Annotated in this window: 15 protein-coding genes; 5 read left to right on the forward strand and 10 right to left on the reverse strand. The window is 64.1% G+C overall.

Annotated elements, in window-relative coordinates:
* Positions 1-54: 54 nt before the first annotated feature.
* The 8 genes from HBN54_RS19240 to atpD are packed head-to-tail and all read right to left on the reverse strand — an operon-like array spanning position 55 to position 5,925.
* Positions 55-1,599, reverse strand: a complete 1,545-nt coding sequence (locus HBN54_RS19240) for an alternate F1F0 ATPase, F1 subunit alpha (protein ID WP_168674859.1) — start codon at positions 1,597-1,599, stop codon at positions 55-57.
* Positions 1,586-2,398, reverse strand: coding sequence for a F0F1 ATP synthase subunit delta (locus HBN54_RS19245; protein WP_168674860.1), 813 nt, complete (start codon positions 2,396-2,398; stop codon positions 1,586-1,588). The genes HBN54_RS19240 and HBN54_RS19245 overlap by 14 nt, the downstream gene beginning before the upstream one ends.
* A gap of 12 nt (positions 2,399-2,410) precedes the next feature.
* Positions 2,411-2,680, reverse strand: coding sequence for a F0F1 ATP synthase subunit C (locus HBN54_RS19250; RefSeq protein WP_168674861.1), 270 nt, complete (start codon positions 2,678-2,680; stop codon positions 2,411-2,413).
* A gap of 15 nt (positions 2,681-2,695) precedes the next feature.
* A complete protein-coding gene (locus tag HBN54_RS19255) occupies positions 2,696-3,391 on the reverse strand; it encodes a F0F1 ATP synthase subunit A (protein WP_168674862.1) in 696 nt (231 codons plus the stop codon).
* Positions 3,381-3,689, reverse strand: a complete 309-nt coding sequence (locus HBN54_RS19260) for an ATP synthase subunit I (protein WP_168674863.1) — start codon at positions 3,687-3,689, stop codon at positions 3,381-3,383. The genes HBN54_RS19255 and HBN54_RS19260 overlap by 11 nt, the downstream gene beginning before the upstream one ends.
* Positions 3,682-4,014, reverse strand: a complete 333-nt coding sequence (locus HBN54_RS19265; RefSeq protein ID WP_168674864.1) for an AtpZ/AtpI family protein — start codon at positions 4,012-4,014, stop codon at positions 3,682-3,684. The genes HBN54_RS19260 and HBN54_RS19265 overlap by 8 nt, the downstream gene beginning before the upstream one ends.
* A 10-nt stretch (positions 4,015-4,024) precedes the next feature.
* Entirely contained in the window at positions 4,025-4,423 is a 399-nt protein-coding gene (locus tag HBN54_RS19270; RefSeq protein WP_210428119.1) for a F0F1 ATP synthase subunit epsilon, read from the reverse strand.
* Between the two features lie 32 nt (positions 4,424-4,455).
* Positions 4,456-5,925, reverse strand: a complete 1,470-nt coding sequence (gene atpD / locus HBN54_RS19275; RefSeq protein WP_168674865.1) for a F0F1 ATP synthase subunit beta — start codon at positions 5,923-5,925, stop codon at positions 4,456-4,458.
* A 284-nt stretch (positions 5,926-6,209) separates the two neighbouring features.
* Here atpD and ppsA point away from each other — a divergent pair, with 284 nt between their 5' ends.
* The 5 genes from ppsA to HBN54_RS19300 all read left to right on the forward strand — a co-directional run bounded on the left by ppsA (position 6,210) and on the right by HBN54_RS19300 (position 12,263).
* On the forward strand, positions 6,210-8,636 hold the full coding sequence (ppsA, locus tag HBN54_RS19280) for a phosphoenolpyruvate synthase (protein ID WP_168674866.1): 2,427 nt from the start codon (positions 6,210-6,212) through the stop codon (positions 8,634-8,636).
* 72 nt (positions 8,637-8,708) lie between these two features.
* A complete protein-coding gene (locus HBN54_RS19285) occupies positions 8,709-9,467 on the forward strand; it encodes an MlaE family ABC transporter permease (protein ID WP_168674867.1) in 759 nt (252 codons plus the stop codon).
* Between the two features lie 55 nt (positions 9,468-9,522).
* The gene (locus HBN54_RS19290; RefSeq protein WP_168674868.1) at positions 9,523-10,299 is read left to right on the forward strand and encodes an ABC transporter ATP-binding protein; all 777 of its coding nucleotides are present in this window, start codon (positions 9,523-9,525) and stop codon (positions 10,297-10,299) included.
* Between the two features lie 46 nt (positions 10,300-10,345).
* Entirely contained in the window at positions 10,346-11,347 is a 1,002-nt protein-coding gene (locus HBN54_RS19295; protein WP_168674869.1) for an MlaD family protein, read from the forward strand.
* A gap of 115 nt (positions 11,348-11,462) precedes the next feature.
* A complete protein-coding gene (locus tag HBN54_RS19300) occupies positions 11,463-12,263 on the forward strand; it encodes an LOG family protein (protein ID WP_317170254.1) in 801 nt (266 codons plus the stop codon).
* A 194-nt stretch (positions 12,264-12,457) separates the two neighbouring features.
* Here HBN54_RS19300 and HBN54_RS19305 read toward each other — a convergent pair whose 3' ends face one another.
* Both HBN54_RS19305 and HBN54_RS19310 read right to left on the reverse strand, forming a co-directional pair.
* Positions 12,458-13,861, reverse strand: coding sequence for an MBL fold metallo-hydrolase RNA specificity domain-containing protein (locus HBN54_RS19305; protein WP_168674870.1), 1,404 nt, complete (start codon positions 13,859-13,861; stop codon positions 12,458-12,460).
* A 158-nt stretch (positions 13,862-14,019) separates the two neighbouring features.
* Positions 14,020-14,361 carry a thioredoxin family protein gene (locus HBN54_RS19310; RefSeq protein WP_168674871.1) on the reverse strand — a complete coding sequence of 114 codons (342 nt, stop codon included), beginning with the start codon at positions 14,359-14,361 and terminating at the stop codon, positions 14,020-14,022.
* Positions 14,362-14,504 lie beyond the last annotated feature (143 nt).

The following is a 14,504-nucleotide window of genomic DNA, read 5'->3' on the forward strand; positions in this document are numbered from 1 at the left end:
ATTTGCTCAGGGAGGAGGGCGCGGGATGAGCAAGAGGACCTAATGATGTGTCAGCTAGTCGCTTTCCGCAGCGGGCTGCTCCTGGAAAGGGGCCAGCACCGTTTTGGCGCAGGCCAATAGCGCGGCCTGGTCGGCTGGGTTCAGGGGCTGTTGCGCACTCAGGCGCAGCAGCAGCTCGGCGGGTAGCCCCAGACTGCTGCGGGCCAGCAGGGCCTCGGCTTCGGGCATTTTTTCGACGGGGATATTGTCGAAATAGCCGCTGGTGAGGCCCAGCAGCACCACCAGCTGCTCGGGCACCGACATGGGGTGCAGCTCCGGCTGCTTGAGCCAGCTCCGGATGCGCTGGCCGTGGTCGATGACGCGCTGCGTGTGTTCGTCCAAGCGCGTGCCGAAGCGGGCGTAGTTTTCCAGCTCCTCAAACTGCGAATACGCCAGTTTCAGGTTGCCGGTGGTGGTGCGGTAGGCGGGCAGCTGGGCTTTGCCGCCCACCCTGGACACGGATTTGCCCACATCGACGGCCGGCAGAATGCCCGCTTCGAAGAGCTTGGGCGAGAGGTAAATCTGCCCGTCGGTGATGGAAATGAGGTTGGTGGGAATGTAGGCGGAGATGTTCTGGGCCTCCGTTTCGATGATGGGCAGGGCCGTGAGCGAGCCGCCGCCCAGCGCCGGGCTCAGGTGGGTGGCGCGTTCGAGCAGGCGGGAGTGGATGTAGAAAATATCGCCCGGAAACGCCTCCCGGCCCGGGGGGCGCCGCAGCAGCAGCGACAGCTCGCGGTAGGCCCGGGCGTGGTTGGTGAGGTCGTCGTACACAATCAGCACGTCGCGGCCCTGCTCCATAAAGTGCTCGGCCACGCTGGTGGCGGCGTAGGGGGCAATGTATTTCAGGCCGGGGGCCTCGTTGCCTTCGGCCACCAGCACGATGGTGTAGGCCAGGGCCTTCTTTTCGCGCAGCGTGGCCACGACCCTGGCCACCGACGCCGCCCGCTGGCCGATGGCGCAGTAAATGCACAGCACCTGCTTATCGTGCTGGTTGAGAATGGCATCGAGTGCCAAAGCCGTTTTGCCCGTCTGCCGGTCGCCCAGAATCAGTTCGCGCTGGCCCCGGCCCACGGGCAGCAGCGCGTCGAGCACTTTGAGGCCGGTTTGCAGCGGCACGGTTACCGGCGCACGGTCCATGATGGCCGGCGCGGGCCGCTCAATGGGCAGGCGCTGCCGCGTGAGCAGCGGGCCGCCGCCGTCCAGCGGCTCGCCCAAGGGGTTGATTATCCGGCCAATCAGTTCATCACCTACGGGAATGTCTATCACCCGGCCCGTGCGCTCCACTTCGTCGCCCACGCTCAGCCGCGCATCTTCTCCCAGCAAAACAACGCCGATTTCGGTTTCGTCGAGGTTGTAGGCCAGGCCATATAACCCGCCGGCAAACTGCAACAGCTCGCCCGCGCCCGCGCCCGGCAGCCCCGAAACGCGCACCACCCCGGCCGCCACGCTCAGCACCACCCCGATTTCGCGGGGAACCAGCGCGGGCCGGAACGCGGCGCTGCCCGCGCTCAGAGCCGCGAGCGTATCGGTCAGATGGGCAAGTAGTTCAGTTGCTGGCATGGTGGCGCAGTTCGGGTTCGGATTCGGATTCGCCTGCTGGCTCACGCGGCGGAGTGGCGGCCGCAAGGCTGCTTTCGAGCTCGGCGAGGTAGTTGGGCACGCTCCAGGCCAGCTGGTAGCCGTTGGCGCTCAGGGTGATGCCGCTGATGAGCTCGGGCGCGGTGGTGAAGGTGCAAGCGGCTTCGGTACCGATGAGGGCCGTGAGGGCGGCGGCAAGCTCAGCCTGCTGCTCAGCTGATAACGCAAAGGCGCTGCGCACCTGCACGCGCTTGGCGCCGGCCTGGAATGCGTCGATAAACCCTTGTTTTTCGGTCCCTTGCAGGTGTTCGATACGCCCGATGAATACGGCCAGCGCCTGCGCTTCCAGGCCGGCGGAGGCCAGGTCGGTCAGGGCTTTTTTGGTGAGGGAAAGCACGGTCTGGCGGGTCTGATGGGTCAGGTCGTCGTGCATTTTTTCCTGCATTTGCTGGTGGGCGGTGGCCTGTTTGGTGCGCAGCGTGTCGGCGTCCTGCCGGGCTTCGTCCAGCAGCTGCTGGCGCTCGGCCTGCGCTTCGGCGTGGGCCGTGGCCAGCAGGGTTTGCTTGCGCTGGTCGAAGTCGGCGTTTTTCTGCTGGTACTGCTCGCGCTCGGCCTGGGCCTCGGTTTTTTGCATGCTGGCGTCGTTCAGCTGCGCCTTTATTTTTTGCTCGCGCGCTTCAATAGCCGCCAACACCGGCTGGTACAGAAAGCGCTTCATGAGCCACACCAGCAGCAGAAAATTCAGCAGCTGGGCGACGACGGTAAACCAGTTGATTTCCATGGGGTCGGGAGCTTACTGGCCAATCATGTGGTTCCAGAAGGGGTTGGCGAAAATGAGAATCATCGACAGCACGAAGCAGTAGATGGCCGTCGATTCAATCATGGCCAGGCCCACAAACAGGGTGCGCGTGATGGTGGCCGAGGCATCGGGCTGCTGGGCCAGCGCGCTGAGGGCGGTGGCCACGGCCTTGCCCTCGCTCACGGCCGGAAAAATGGTGCCGATGGCGGTGGTAAAGCCGGCCATGATAATGGAAATCATGGCGATAAGGGCGGTGCTGTCCATGGGTTGGTTGGTTGATTAGTTAGAAACGGGAAGTGGTTCCGGCGGGGCAGGCTTGGCCACCGCCGCGGCGATGTACACCGTGGCCAGCACGCTGAAAATGTAGGCCTGCACCAGGCCCGTAAGCAGCCCCAGCACGTTCATGATAATGGGAAAGAACAGGGGCGAAATGCTCAGCAGAATGCCCACAATCATGCCTCCGCTCATGATGTTGCCGAACAGGCGCACGGCCAGCGCCAGCGTCCGGGTGGCATCACTGATGAGGTTGAAGGGCAGCATGATGAAAGTGGGCTGCAGGTAGGTTTTGAGGTAGGCCAGCACCCCGGTTTTCCCGATTCCGAAGAAGGGCACGGCCAGAAATACGGCCACGGCCAGGGCCGCTGTGGTGGAGAGCGAGCCGGTGGGCGGCTGGTACCAGGGCAGGACAATGCCCACGTTGGCAATGGCGATAAACAAAAACAGGGTGCCGATGAAGCCGATGTACTTTTCGGGCCGGGGCAGGCCCGCTTCCGCAATTTGGGTGTTGATGCCCTGCACCACGATTTCGAGGGCACACTGCCAGCGGGAAATCAGCAGGCCGGTTTTCAGCTTTCGGGTAATCAGGAAAGAGCCCCCCACCATCAGCAGCATAATGCCCCAGGTGGTGACCAGCGTGAGGTTAATCGTCACGAATCCGTAACGCCAGAAAACGACTTCGTCGGGGCTAAGATTCATGGGCGAGGGGTTTTGAGAACGGCCGCGCGGCGGCCGGCCGGGTGAAGTGGGCCACCAGGTAGCGGGCCGCCACGAAGCCGGCCAGGCAGGCCACCAGCCGGGGCCAGCTGCCCTGGCCCACGTAATAGAAGCCGGCCCCGGCCAGGGCCAGCCGGCCCAGCAGGCTGCCCAGCAGCCAGAGCGCCGGGTAGCGGGCCGTGAGGGCGCGCCGCACCGTGAGCCACAGGCCATAGAAAAACAGGGTGCCCAGGGCCAGCCCCGCCATCAGGGCCAGCGCGAGTGGAAAGAATTCAGTCATCGGAAGGGGTTTTAGTGGTTTGCGCTGGGGGTTCGTTGCCTTCTTTCGTCACCCAGACCCAGGCGGTGAGGCAGCCCACTACCAGCCCGGCAAAGAGCAGGGTTACCGTCCAGGAGAACGTCTGCGGGTAGCGGCGGTCGAGCCACACGCCCAACGCCGTGCCCGCCAGCACCGGCACCGCCACCGACCAGCCAATCATGCCGAACATGCCCAGGCCGTACCACACGCCCTTTTTGGGGTTGTGCAGGGCGTGTAGCTTGCGCGTTTCCAGGGCACCAATGCGCTGGCTGAGCGATGCGTCCGGCTTGTCGGCGGCGGGTTTCATGGGCAGGAGGCTAGGACTGTTGCAGCGTTTCGAGGCGGGTGAGCAGGCCGGTTTCTATTTTCCGCAGGGTGGTGCGGGCCGCCTGCTCCTCGGCATCGTGGCGGCGAAAGTCCTGCTCCACCAATTCGCGGAGCTGGCCGAGGCCGACCCCGCCGATGGCGTTGCGCACCGACACCGACACGTCGAGCCCGGCTTTGAGCAGCACACCTTCGTCCACGGCCAGGTAATGCACGCGGCCATCGGTGGTTTCATAGGTGAAAATGCCGGGCACCAGGGCCGCCACGCAATCGAGCCGCCGGGGCAGCAGGCCATACGCGCCGGCACTGGTTTCCAGTACTATGCGGCTAACCTGGCCGATGTCGAGAAACACGCGGAACGGCAGCAGCACTTTGAGGTTCATGGTATTCATTGGCTTGGGGGTGAGGTTGATGCGGAGGGTGGTCAGCCATCCGCAACTACAGCGTTTTCTATTTTTTCCGGCTGCGCCTTTTTCTCCTTACCAGCCTTTTGCCGGGCCTCCTCAATCGTCCCAATCATGTAAAAGGCACTCTCGGGCAGGTCGTTGAACTCGCCGGCCAGAATCCGCTCGCAGCCGCTGAGGGCGTCCTCCAGCCCGACGTCTTTGCCCGGCAGGCCGCTGAACTGCTCGGTGGTGAAAAACGGCTGCGTGAGAAACCGCTCCAGTCGCCGGGCCCGGCCCACCAGGTTGCGGTCAGCGGTGGAGAGCTGCTCCAGGCCCAGCATGGCGATAATATCCTGCAGCTCTTCGTATTGGGCCAGCACCCGCTTTATTTCCTGCGCCACCGCGTAGTGCCGCGGCCCGATGATGTCGGCGGTGGCCATTTTAGAATTGGACTGCAGCAGGTCGATGGCCGGAAACAGGCCCTCGCTCGCTCTTTTGCGCGACAGCACGATGGTGGCCGACAGGTGCGAAAACGCGTGCACGGCGGCCGGGTCCGTAAGGTCGTCGGCCGGCACGTACACGGCCTGAATGGAGGTAATTGCCCCGGCTTCGGTGTTGGCGATGCGCTCTTCGAGCTTGGCCAGCTCCGTGGCCAGCGTGGGCTGGTAGCCCAGGCGCGAGGGCATCATGCCCAGCAGCCCCGATACCTCCATGCCCGCCTGGATGAAGCGGAAGATGTTGTCAATTAGCAACAATACGTCGCGCTGCTCGTCGTCGCGGAAGTACTCGGCCATGGTCAGGGCCGCGTGGCCTACCCGGAAGCGCGCGCCGGGCGGCTCGTTCATCTGGCCAAACAGCATGACCATATTTTGCAGCACCCCGGCCTCCTTCATTTCGTGGTACAGCTCGAGGCCTTCGCGGCACCGCTCGCCAATGCCGCAAAACAGGCTGACCCCGTTCGTATGGCCCGCCATGTTGTGAATTATCTCCGTGAGCAGCACCGTTTTGCCCACCCCCGCGCCGCCAAACAGCCCGGCCTTGCCGCCCCGCTCCAGCGGAATCAGCACATCGATGGCCTTGATGCCGGTACGGAAAATTTCGGACCTGGTGGAGCGGTGCAGCAAGGGCGGGGGCAGCCGGTGAATGGTGCGCTGCGCCAGCCCGGTCAGGGGTGGCCCGTGGTCGATGGTATTGCCAAACACATCGAACATCCGGCCGAGGATTTCATTGCCTACGGGCACCTCAAGCTGCTTTCCCTCAGTATCTACCCGCAGGCCCCGGGTGAGGCCCTGGGTGGGGTTGAGGGCAATGCCGCGCACCCGGTGCTCATCGAGCTGCGTCAATACTTCGATGACGACCTGCTGCCCGGCCCCGGCATACAGCACGGAGAAGATGGCGGGCAGGTCGTGCTCAAACCACACGTCTACCACGCTGCCCCGCACGGAGATGATGCGGCCCGCGGGGCGGGGGGCTGGTGCTGCTGCCGGTATATGCGTTTGATGGTTCATGGGCATTCACGATTGGGACTCGCAAAGGCGGCTGCCCCCGGCCACTCGCTACACGAGGTGGCCGGGGGCAGCGCAGTTTTCTGGCTGAGGCATGCGCGTTGCGACACTGCTGGCTACTAATGCTATAGCCCGGCACAAGATTACGGCCGCCCCAGCCGCGTCCCCTTGACGAAAGTCATGGCCGGGGCCTGACATTGGGCATTCCCGTTGCCGGGGGCGCGCCGGTCCTTTGCCCTACGCCGACAGTCAGGCCGCCAACCTCACCCAACTTTCAGCCCCACACCATGGCACTTCCAGCTTACACGCTCTTTTTCCGGGAATTAACCAACGACAAAGTGGCCCAGGTGGGTGGCAAGAATGCTTCCTTGGGGGAGATGTTCAACAAGCTCAGCGACCAGGGCATCCGGGTGCCCGATGGCTTTGCCACTACGGCCGCCGCCTACTGGCTGCTGCTGGACGAAAACGGCCTGCGGGCGCCGCTCACCGAGCTGCTGAATACCCTGGACACTCAGGAGTTCAGCAACCTGCCCGACGTGGGGGCCCGGGCCCGCTCGCTGGTGCACGGGGCCGTGATGCCCGTGGCCGTGGCCGCCGCCATTCGGGCAGCATACCGCGAGCTGACCGCCGAAAACCCCGACCGCACGGAAGTAGCCGTGCGCAGCAGCGCCACGGCCGAAGACCTGCCCACCGCCAGCTTTGCCGGTCAGCACGACTCGTTTCTGAACATTGAGGGCGAGCAGGGGGTACTCGACGCCTGCCACCGCTGCTTCGAGTCGCTGTTCAACGACCGGGCCATCAAGTACCGCGTTACCAATGGGTTCGACCACATGCAGGTAGCGCTGTCGGTGGGCGTGCAGACCATGGTGCACTCGGATTTGGCTTCCGCCGGCGTGGCCTTCACCATTGAGCCCGAAACGGGGCATGAGCACTTCATCTACCTCACCGGCAGCTGGGGGCTGGGCGAAAACGTGGTGCAGGGCGCGGTGAACCCCGACGAGTTTTACCTCTTCAAGCCCTCGCTGCGCGACGGCCACCGCGCGCTGGTGACCAAAAAGCTGGGCGACAAGGCCAAAACCATGCGCTACGCCGCCCCCCCGGCCAATGCTCACGACCAGCGGGCAGATACCATCGTGAACACCGACACGCCGGCCGCGCAGCGCGAGGTATTTGTGCTCACCGATGCGGAAGTTGAACAGTTGGGCCGTTGGTGCCTCGTGATTGAGGAGCACTACGGCATGCCCATGGACATTGAGTGGGCCAAAGACGGGCTCAACAACCAGCTCTACATCGTGCAGGCCCGCCCCGAAACCATCAGCCAGAACCGCGAGGCCCTGCGCCTGCACGAGTACCACCTCACCGAAACCGGCCCGGTGCTGGCTACCGGCAAGGCCGTGGGCAGTCAGATTGTGTCGGGCGTGGCGCGCATCATCGACTCGCCGGCCGATGGCCACCGCCTGCAGCCGGGCGAAATCCTGGTCACCGACATCACCAGCCCCGACTGGAACGCCGTGCTCCAGAACGCGGCCGTCATCGTGACCAACCGGGGCGGGCGCACCAGCCACGCAGCCATTGTGGCCCGCGAGCTGGGGCTGTCGGCCGTGGTGGGCACCTTGGATGCTACTACCAGGATTAAGGACGGGCAGGTGATAACCGTTTCCTGCGCCGAGGGCGACGAAGGCCAGGTGTTTGAGGGCCAGCTGGCCTGGACCGAAACCGACCTCGACCTGGCCCAGGTGGCCCGGCCCGCCACCAAGGCCCTGCTCATCCTCGCCGACCCCGACCGCGCCCTGCAACTGGCCCGTTACCCCAGCCAGGGCGTGGGGCTGATGCGCATGGAGTTCGTCATCAACAACACTATTCGCGTGCACCCCATGGCGCTGGTTGAGTTCGATAAGCTGACCGACCAAGCTGCCCGCGCCGAGATTGAGCAGCTCACTGCCCACTACTCCAGCAAGCCCGAATACTTCGTGGAGAAGCTCGCGCAGGCCATTGGTTTCGTGGCGGCCACGTTCTTTCCGCGCGAAGTCATTGTGCGGCTGAGCGATTTCAAAACCAATGAGTACGCCGACCTGCTGGGCGGCCGGCAGTTTGAGCCCCACGAGGAAAACCCCATGCTGGGCTTTCGCGGGGCCTCGCGCTACTACAGCCCCCAGTACCGCGAGGGATTCCGGCTGGAGTGCGCGGCCCTGCGCCGGGTGCGCCACGACATGGGCCTGACCAACGTGAAAGCCATGGTGCCCTTCTGCCGCACCGTGGCCGAGGGCCGGCAGGTGGTGGCCCTTATGGAGGAGTTTGGCCTGAAGCAGGGCGAGGAAGGGCTGGAAATCTACGTCATGGCCGAAATCCCGAGCAACGTCATCCTGGCCAGGGAATTCGCCGAAGTGTTCGACGGCTTTTCCATCGGCTCCAACGACCTGACCCAGCTGGCGCTCGGCATCGACCGGGATTCGGCCATCATCAGCCATTTGTTTGATGAGCGCAATGAGGCCGTGACCCAGCTCATGGCGCAGGTTATCGGCAAAGCCAAAGCCAGCGGGCGGCCCATTGGCCTCTGCGGCCAAGCCCCGAGCGACTACCCCGAGTTTGCCCGCTTCCTGGTCGAGCAGGGCATCGATAGCATTTCCTTTACCCCCGACGCGCTGCTGCAGGGCCTCGCCAACATGGTGGCAGCCGAAGCGGCCGTGCCAGCTGCGCGGGCAGCAGTCGCCTAGCGGCTGCTTACCAGCCCATTAATACGCCTGATTCACATCGCTCCTTAACCCACTTTTTGCAACTCCTGCTCCGTGTTCAAAAGCCCTTTCCTTGCCGAAACCGGTGCCATCGCGCAGTTTACCGGGCGGTTTTTCCGCGAGGGATTCCGGCCGCGCTACGAGGTGCGCGAGTTTCTGTACCAGTGCTTCGTGGTGGGCTACCAGTCGCTGCCGATGGTGGGCATTACGGGTTTCATCATGGGCCTCGTGCTCACCCTGCAAAGCCGGCCCACCATGGCCCAGTTCGGGGCCGAGTCCTGGATTCCGACGATGGTCGGGCTGACCATTATCCGGGAGATGGGGCCGATTATCACGGCGCTGATTTTTGCGGGTAAAATCGGCTCCAGCATCGGGGCCGAGCTGGGCTCGATGCGCGTGACGGAGCAGATTGACGCCATGGAAGTATCGGGCACCAATCCGTTTAAGTACCTGGTGGTGACGCGGGTGCTGGCCACCACGCTCATGCTGCCGCTGCTCACGGTGCTGGCCGATGCCATTGGCCTGTACGCTTCCTACGTGGGCATCAACACCAGAGGCGTTACGACGCTGGCTCTTTTCATCAACAACATCCTCAGCGGGCTGACTTTTGCCGATGTGCTGCCCGCTTTTTTCAAGACCTTCTTCTTTGGCTTCGCGGTGGGCATTGTGGGCTGCTACAAGGGCTACTACGCCAACAAAGGCACGGCCGGTGTGGGGGCGGCGGCCAACTCGGCCGTGGTGGTATCGTCGCTGCTCATCTTCATAATCGACCTGCTGGCCGTGCAGATTACCGGTTTGCTGGGCTTAAACTAGAGTTTATTTGCCTGTAAATGAACGTTATGCTCCTGACCAACTATCCACCTGCCCCATGAAAACCCTCACCGCGCCGGCTCCGCCCCCTGCCCCCACCGGCCCCGCCGAGGTGGTGCTCACGCTGGAGCACATTGCCAAATCGTTTGGCGACAACCATGTGCTGCGGGACTTTTCGCTGGACCTGCACCGGGGCGAAAACGTGGTGGTGTTGGGCAAGTCGGGCTCGGGCAAGTCGGTGCTGGTCAAGTGCATCATTGGGCTGCTGCGGCCCGATGCCGGGCGCATCACCGTGCTGGGGCAGGACATCAGCACCCTCGACCACGAGGCCATGGACCAGCTGCGGGCCAAGCTGGGCTTCCTCTTCCAGAGCAATGCCCTGTACGACTCGATGACGGTGCGCGAGAACCTACTGTTTCCGCTGCGCCGGCAGTGGCTGGCCGACCGCCGGGGCAAGGAAAAGGAATTGGTGCAGCAGGCGCTGGAAGACGTAGGCCTGGGCGACACGGCCGAAAAGATGCCGGCCGAACTTTCGGGCGGGCAGCGCAAGCGCATCGCCCTGGCCCGCACGCTCATCCTGCAGCCCGAAATTATTCTCTACGATGAGCCCACCACCGGCCTCGACCCCATCACGGCGCGCGAAATCAGCGGCCTCATCCGGGAGGTGCAGCAGAAATACCAGACGGCGGCCTTCATCATCTCCCACGACATGGACAGCGTGCGCCTCGTGGCCGACCGCGTGGCCCTGCTCGCCGACGGCCGCTGCTATGCGCAGGGAACCTACGCGGAACTGGCCAAGCATGAAGACCCGCGCGTGCACGACTTTTTCATCTGATGCCGGTCGCCTCCCTCACCTATTTAAATAGCTAATTTCCATCATCATGCCCGATTCTTCCACCAGCAAGCAAGTGCGCCTCGGCCTGTTCGTCGTGGTGGGGATGGGATGCCTGCTCGTCATCCTGTACCTGCTGGGCCGCCAGCAAAACCTGTTTCAAAGCAGCCTGCCGGTGCAGGCCGACTTCCGCAACGTGGCCGGCCTGCTGCCCGGCAACAACGTGCGGCTGGGGGGCATTACGGTGGGCACCGTGAAGGATATCAGCATTATAAACGACACCACGGTGCGCGTGAGTATGAGCCTGAACAAGGACGTGCAGCCCTTTGTGCGGCGCAACGCGGTGGCCAGCATCGGCACCGACGGCCTGGTGGGCAACACCATCATCAACCTCACGGCCGGCCGGGGCCCGGCCCCGGCCGTGCAGGCTGGCGACCAGCTGCCCACCCACGAAAAAACCAGTATCGACGCCATGCTGGCCACGCTCGACGTGTCCAACCAAAACCTGGTCGGCATCACCGCCGGCCTGCGCCAGGTCACGGACAAGCTCAACGACAGCAAGGCACTGTGGGAGTTGCTGGGCAACGAGCAGCTCCCGGCCGATGTGAGCCGGAGCGTGCGCAACGCCGCCGCCGCTTCGGCCCAGCTCAACGCCGCTGCCACCGATGTGCGCCAGCTCACCAGCGGCGTGCGGCGGGGCCGGGGTCCGCTGGGCTACCTGCTTACCGATGAGGCATTTGCCGGCCAAATCGGGCACGCCGCCCGGCAGCTGGCCGGCACTTCCGACACGCTGGCCGCCACCCTCAACGGCCTGCAACGGCAGGTGCAAAGCGGCGGCGGCCCGGTGCAAACGCTGCTCACCGACACCACCGCCGCCCGCCAGCTGCGCCAGACCATGGGCAGCGTGGCGCAAAGCACCGCCAAGCTCAACCAAAGCATGACGGCCCTGCAGCACAACTTCCTGCTGCGCGGCTACTTCCGCCGCCAGGCCCGCAAAGCCGCCTGCGAAAAGGCGCGCCGGGCCCGCGACAGCGCCCGCCTCGCTCATTAAGTAGTCAGTCCTCCGTAATCGGTAGTCAGACCGGAATTAATTGACTGATTATTAAATAGATGAGGTCTGATTGCTGACTACTTATTACGGACTACCTACCTAACAGAATATTCCTGTGCCTGTACCCCATGACCACCGTGCCGGCTTCGGAGGCAACGCGGGCTTTTCAAACCTACCCCCGGCGCACGGCGCGTCCCCACCCAGCCAGCGGGCCGAGCGGCGCTTTATGGCCGGGCCGGGCACTCGCCGGGGGGAGCTGCGCTTTCTGTGGACGGTGCTGCGCGAGTTTCTGCGCGGGTTTCGGATGCTGCACTTTGTGGGGCCGTGCGTGTCGGTATTCGGCTCGGCGCGGGTCACCGAAGACTCGCCGTTTTATGCCCTGGCCCGGCAGCTGGGCGCCGGCCTGAGCCGGCAGGGCTTCACGGTGCTCACCGGCGGCGGGCCGGGGATTATGGAAGCCGCCAACCGCGGGGCCCACGACGTGGGCGGGCTTTCGGTGGGCTGCAACATCGTGCTGCCGAAGGAGCAGCATCCCAACCCGTACCTGGACCACTGGCTGGCCTGCCGGCACTTTTTTGTGCGCAAGGTGCTGCTGGTCAAATACTCCTACGCATTCGTAATCATGCCCGGCGGCATTGGCACCCTCGACGAGCTGTTTGAGGCCCTCACGCTGATTCAGACCCGAAAAATCCGCGACTTCCCGGTGGTAGTGGTGGGCCGCGACTATTGGCAGTCGTTGCGCGAGCTGCTCACCCACCTGGAGGCGCAGGGCATGGTAGCGCCGGCCGATTTGCGGCTGCTCACCTACACCGATTCGGTGGAAGAGGCCCTGGCCCACATCGAGCAGTACGCCGTGGTTAAGTACCAGCTGGCGGCCCGGCGGCGGCCCCGGCGCTGGTGGTGGCTGGGCGAATAAGCCTTTCGCGCTGCTGGTGGCCGGGGTTTATTCCCGCGCTAAAGCAGTTTTCGGGATTGTGTACAGCTTAGGAGGCCAGCAGGCAGTAGCGCGAACTTTGTCGTTCGCGTCCCCGCGCCGTCAGAGTAGTTCTAACGGCGCGGGGACGCGAACGACAAAGTTCGCGCTACGTGTACACGAACCTGAAAACTGCTCTAAATGCCTTCGAACAGCACTTTACGGTCCAGATAGTCGGGCACCTCCACGTTGGGCCAGCCGTGGGCTTCGCGCAGGGTTTTCGCCAGAGCCTCGGCGGGCGCGGGTTCGCCGTGCACGATAAAGGTGCGCTTGGGCGGGGCCTGAAACTGGCCGAGCCAGCGCAGCAGCTCCGAGCGGTCGGCATGGGCCGAGAAGCCTTCGAGCTGCTTGACCTGGCAGCGCACGGGCACCATTTCGCCGAACATTTTGATTTCCGTTTCGCCGTTTTGCAGGCGGCGCCCCCGGGTGCCCTCGGCCTGGTAGCCCACGAGCAGCAGCGTATCCTGGGGCCGGGTCAGGCGATTGAAGAGGTGGTGCACGATGCGCCCGCCGGTGCACATGCCGCTGGAGGAGATGATGATGGCCGGCCCGGTTTTCGAGTTCAGCCCCTTCGATTCGCGGGCTTCGGTGATGAAGCGCACGCCCGGAAAGTCGAACACGTTGCCGTGTCCGAGGCGGTGGGCAGCCGGGTGGCGCGGGTACAGGTCAGACACGCGAATGCCCATCGGGCTGTCCACGTACACCGGCACCTGCGGCAGGCGGCCTTCGGCAATGAGCTTTTTGAGGTAATAGAGCAGGGTCTGGGTGCGGCCCACGGCGAAGGCAGCGATGAGCAGCACGCCGCCCCGGGCCATGGCCTCTGTCACCACCCGTACCAGCTCGGCCTCGGGGTCTTCGATGCGCGCGTCGCGGTCGCCGTAGGTGGACTCCACCAGCAGCACGTCGGCCGTGGCTATGGGCGTGGGGTCGAAGAGTACCGGGTTGTCGTAGCGGCCCAGGTCGCCGGAGAACACCAGCTGCTTGCGCTGCTGCGCGCCCTGCACGGCCAGCTCCACTATGGCCGAGCCGAGGATGTGGCCGGCATCGCGGAAGGTGAGCGTGAGCAGGCCATCGAGCAGGGTAACGGGGGCGTCATAGGCCACGGTTTCTACCAGCGGCAGCATGTGCTCCACGTCGGTCTGGGTGTAGAGCGGTTCGGCGGGGTGGTGTTTCGAGTAGCCTTTTTTATTGGCATAGGCGGCTTCTTCTTTCTGGAGCTTGGCCGAATCTAACAGCATGATGCTGAGCAGGTCGGCGGTGGCCTCGGTGCACAGGATGCGGCCCCGGAAGCCGTCGCGCACCAGCTTGGGCAGGTAGCCGCTGTGGTCGATGTGGGCGTGAGTGAGGATGACCAGCTCCACATCGGCCACCGGGAGCGGCAGGGGCTCGCGGTTGCGCAGGCGTAGCTCCTTTAGGCCCTGAAACAGGCCGCAGTCCACCATCACCTGGTGGGGCCGGCTGGCATGGTCGTCGAGCGTGAGCAGGTATTTGGAGCCGGTGACGCAGTGCGCGGCCCCCAGAAATTGCAGGTTAACATCCATATAATCAGCAATTAAATGGACTAAGCAAAGTCCGTTACAAGCGTACGACACCCCCTGCCAGGTGCCTGTGAAAGTTGGATGGCGGCGCAAACTGGAAAACGGCTTGATTCGCTCCGAATAATTCAGGAAGGGCGGCAGGCCCTGCCGGCACAGATTACTTATCCCCCGGCCTCGGCCAGCTTGCTTAGCAGCAAGGCGGCCATGGGGGCACCTTCGGGCAGGCCCTGCTGCCGCCAAAGCTCCGCGCCGTCGCGCAGCAGGACGAAGGCGGGCACGCCCCGGCCATCGAAGGCGTGCACCACGGCAGGGTGGCTGCCTTCGTCTACTTTCAGCACGTGAATAGCGGTGCCGAGCTGGAGCTGCAAGCCTTTCAGCAGCTGATTGGTGGTGGTGCGGGCGAGTGGGCTTTCCTGCCGGTTGCCGGGGCCCACGGTGGGCAGCATCACGAGCAGCATGGCCGCGTGGGCGGGCAGAAACGGAACAATAGCAGAAGAGAACATAGGCCAGGGAAAAGTAAGCTGCACCGTGACAGACCGTAAGCGCTACAGAATAAGTAGCCGCAAAATTACCCGAGGCTTCCGCTGGGCCGTATGATGGATATCAGGGAGCCGTGGTGACGTTTGTCAAGCCCGGTAGCATAAGC

This window comes from Hymenobacter artigasi, from assembly GCF_012275535.1.
Classification (GTDB): Bacteria; Bacteroidota; Bacteroidia; order Cytophagales; family Hymenobacteraceae; genus Hymenobacter; species Hymenobacter artigasi.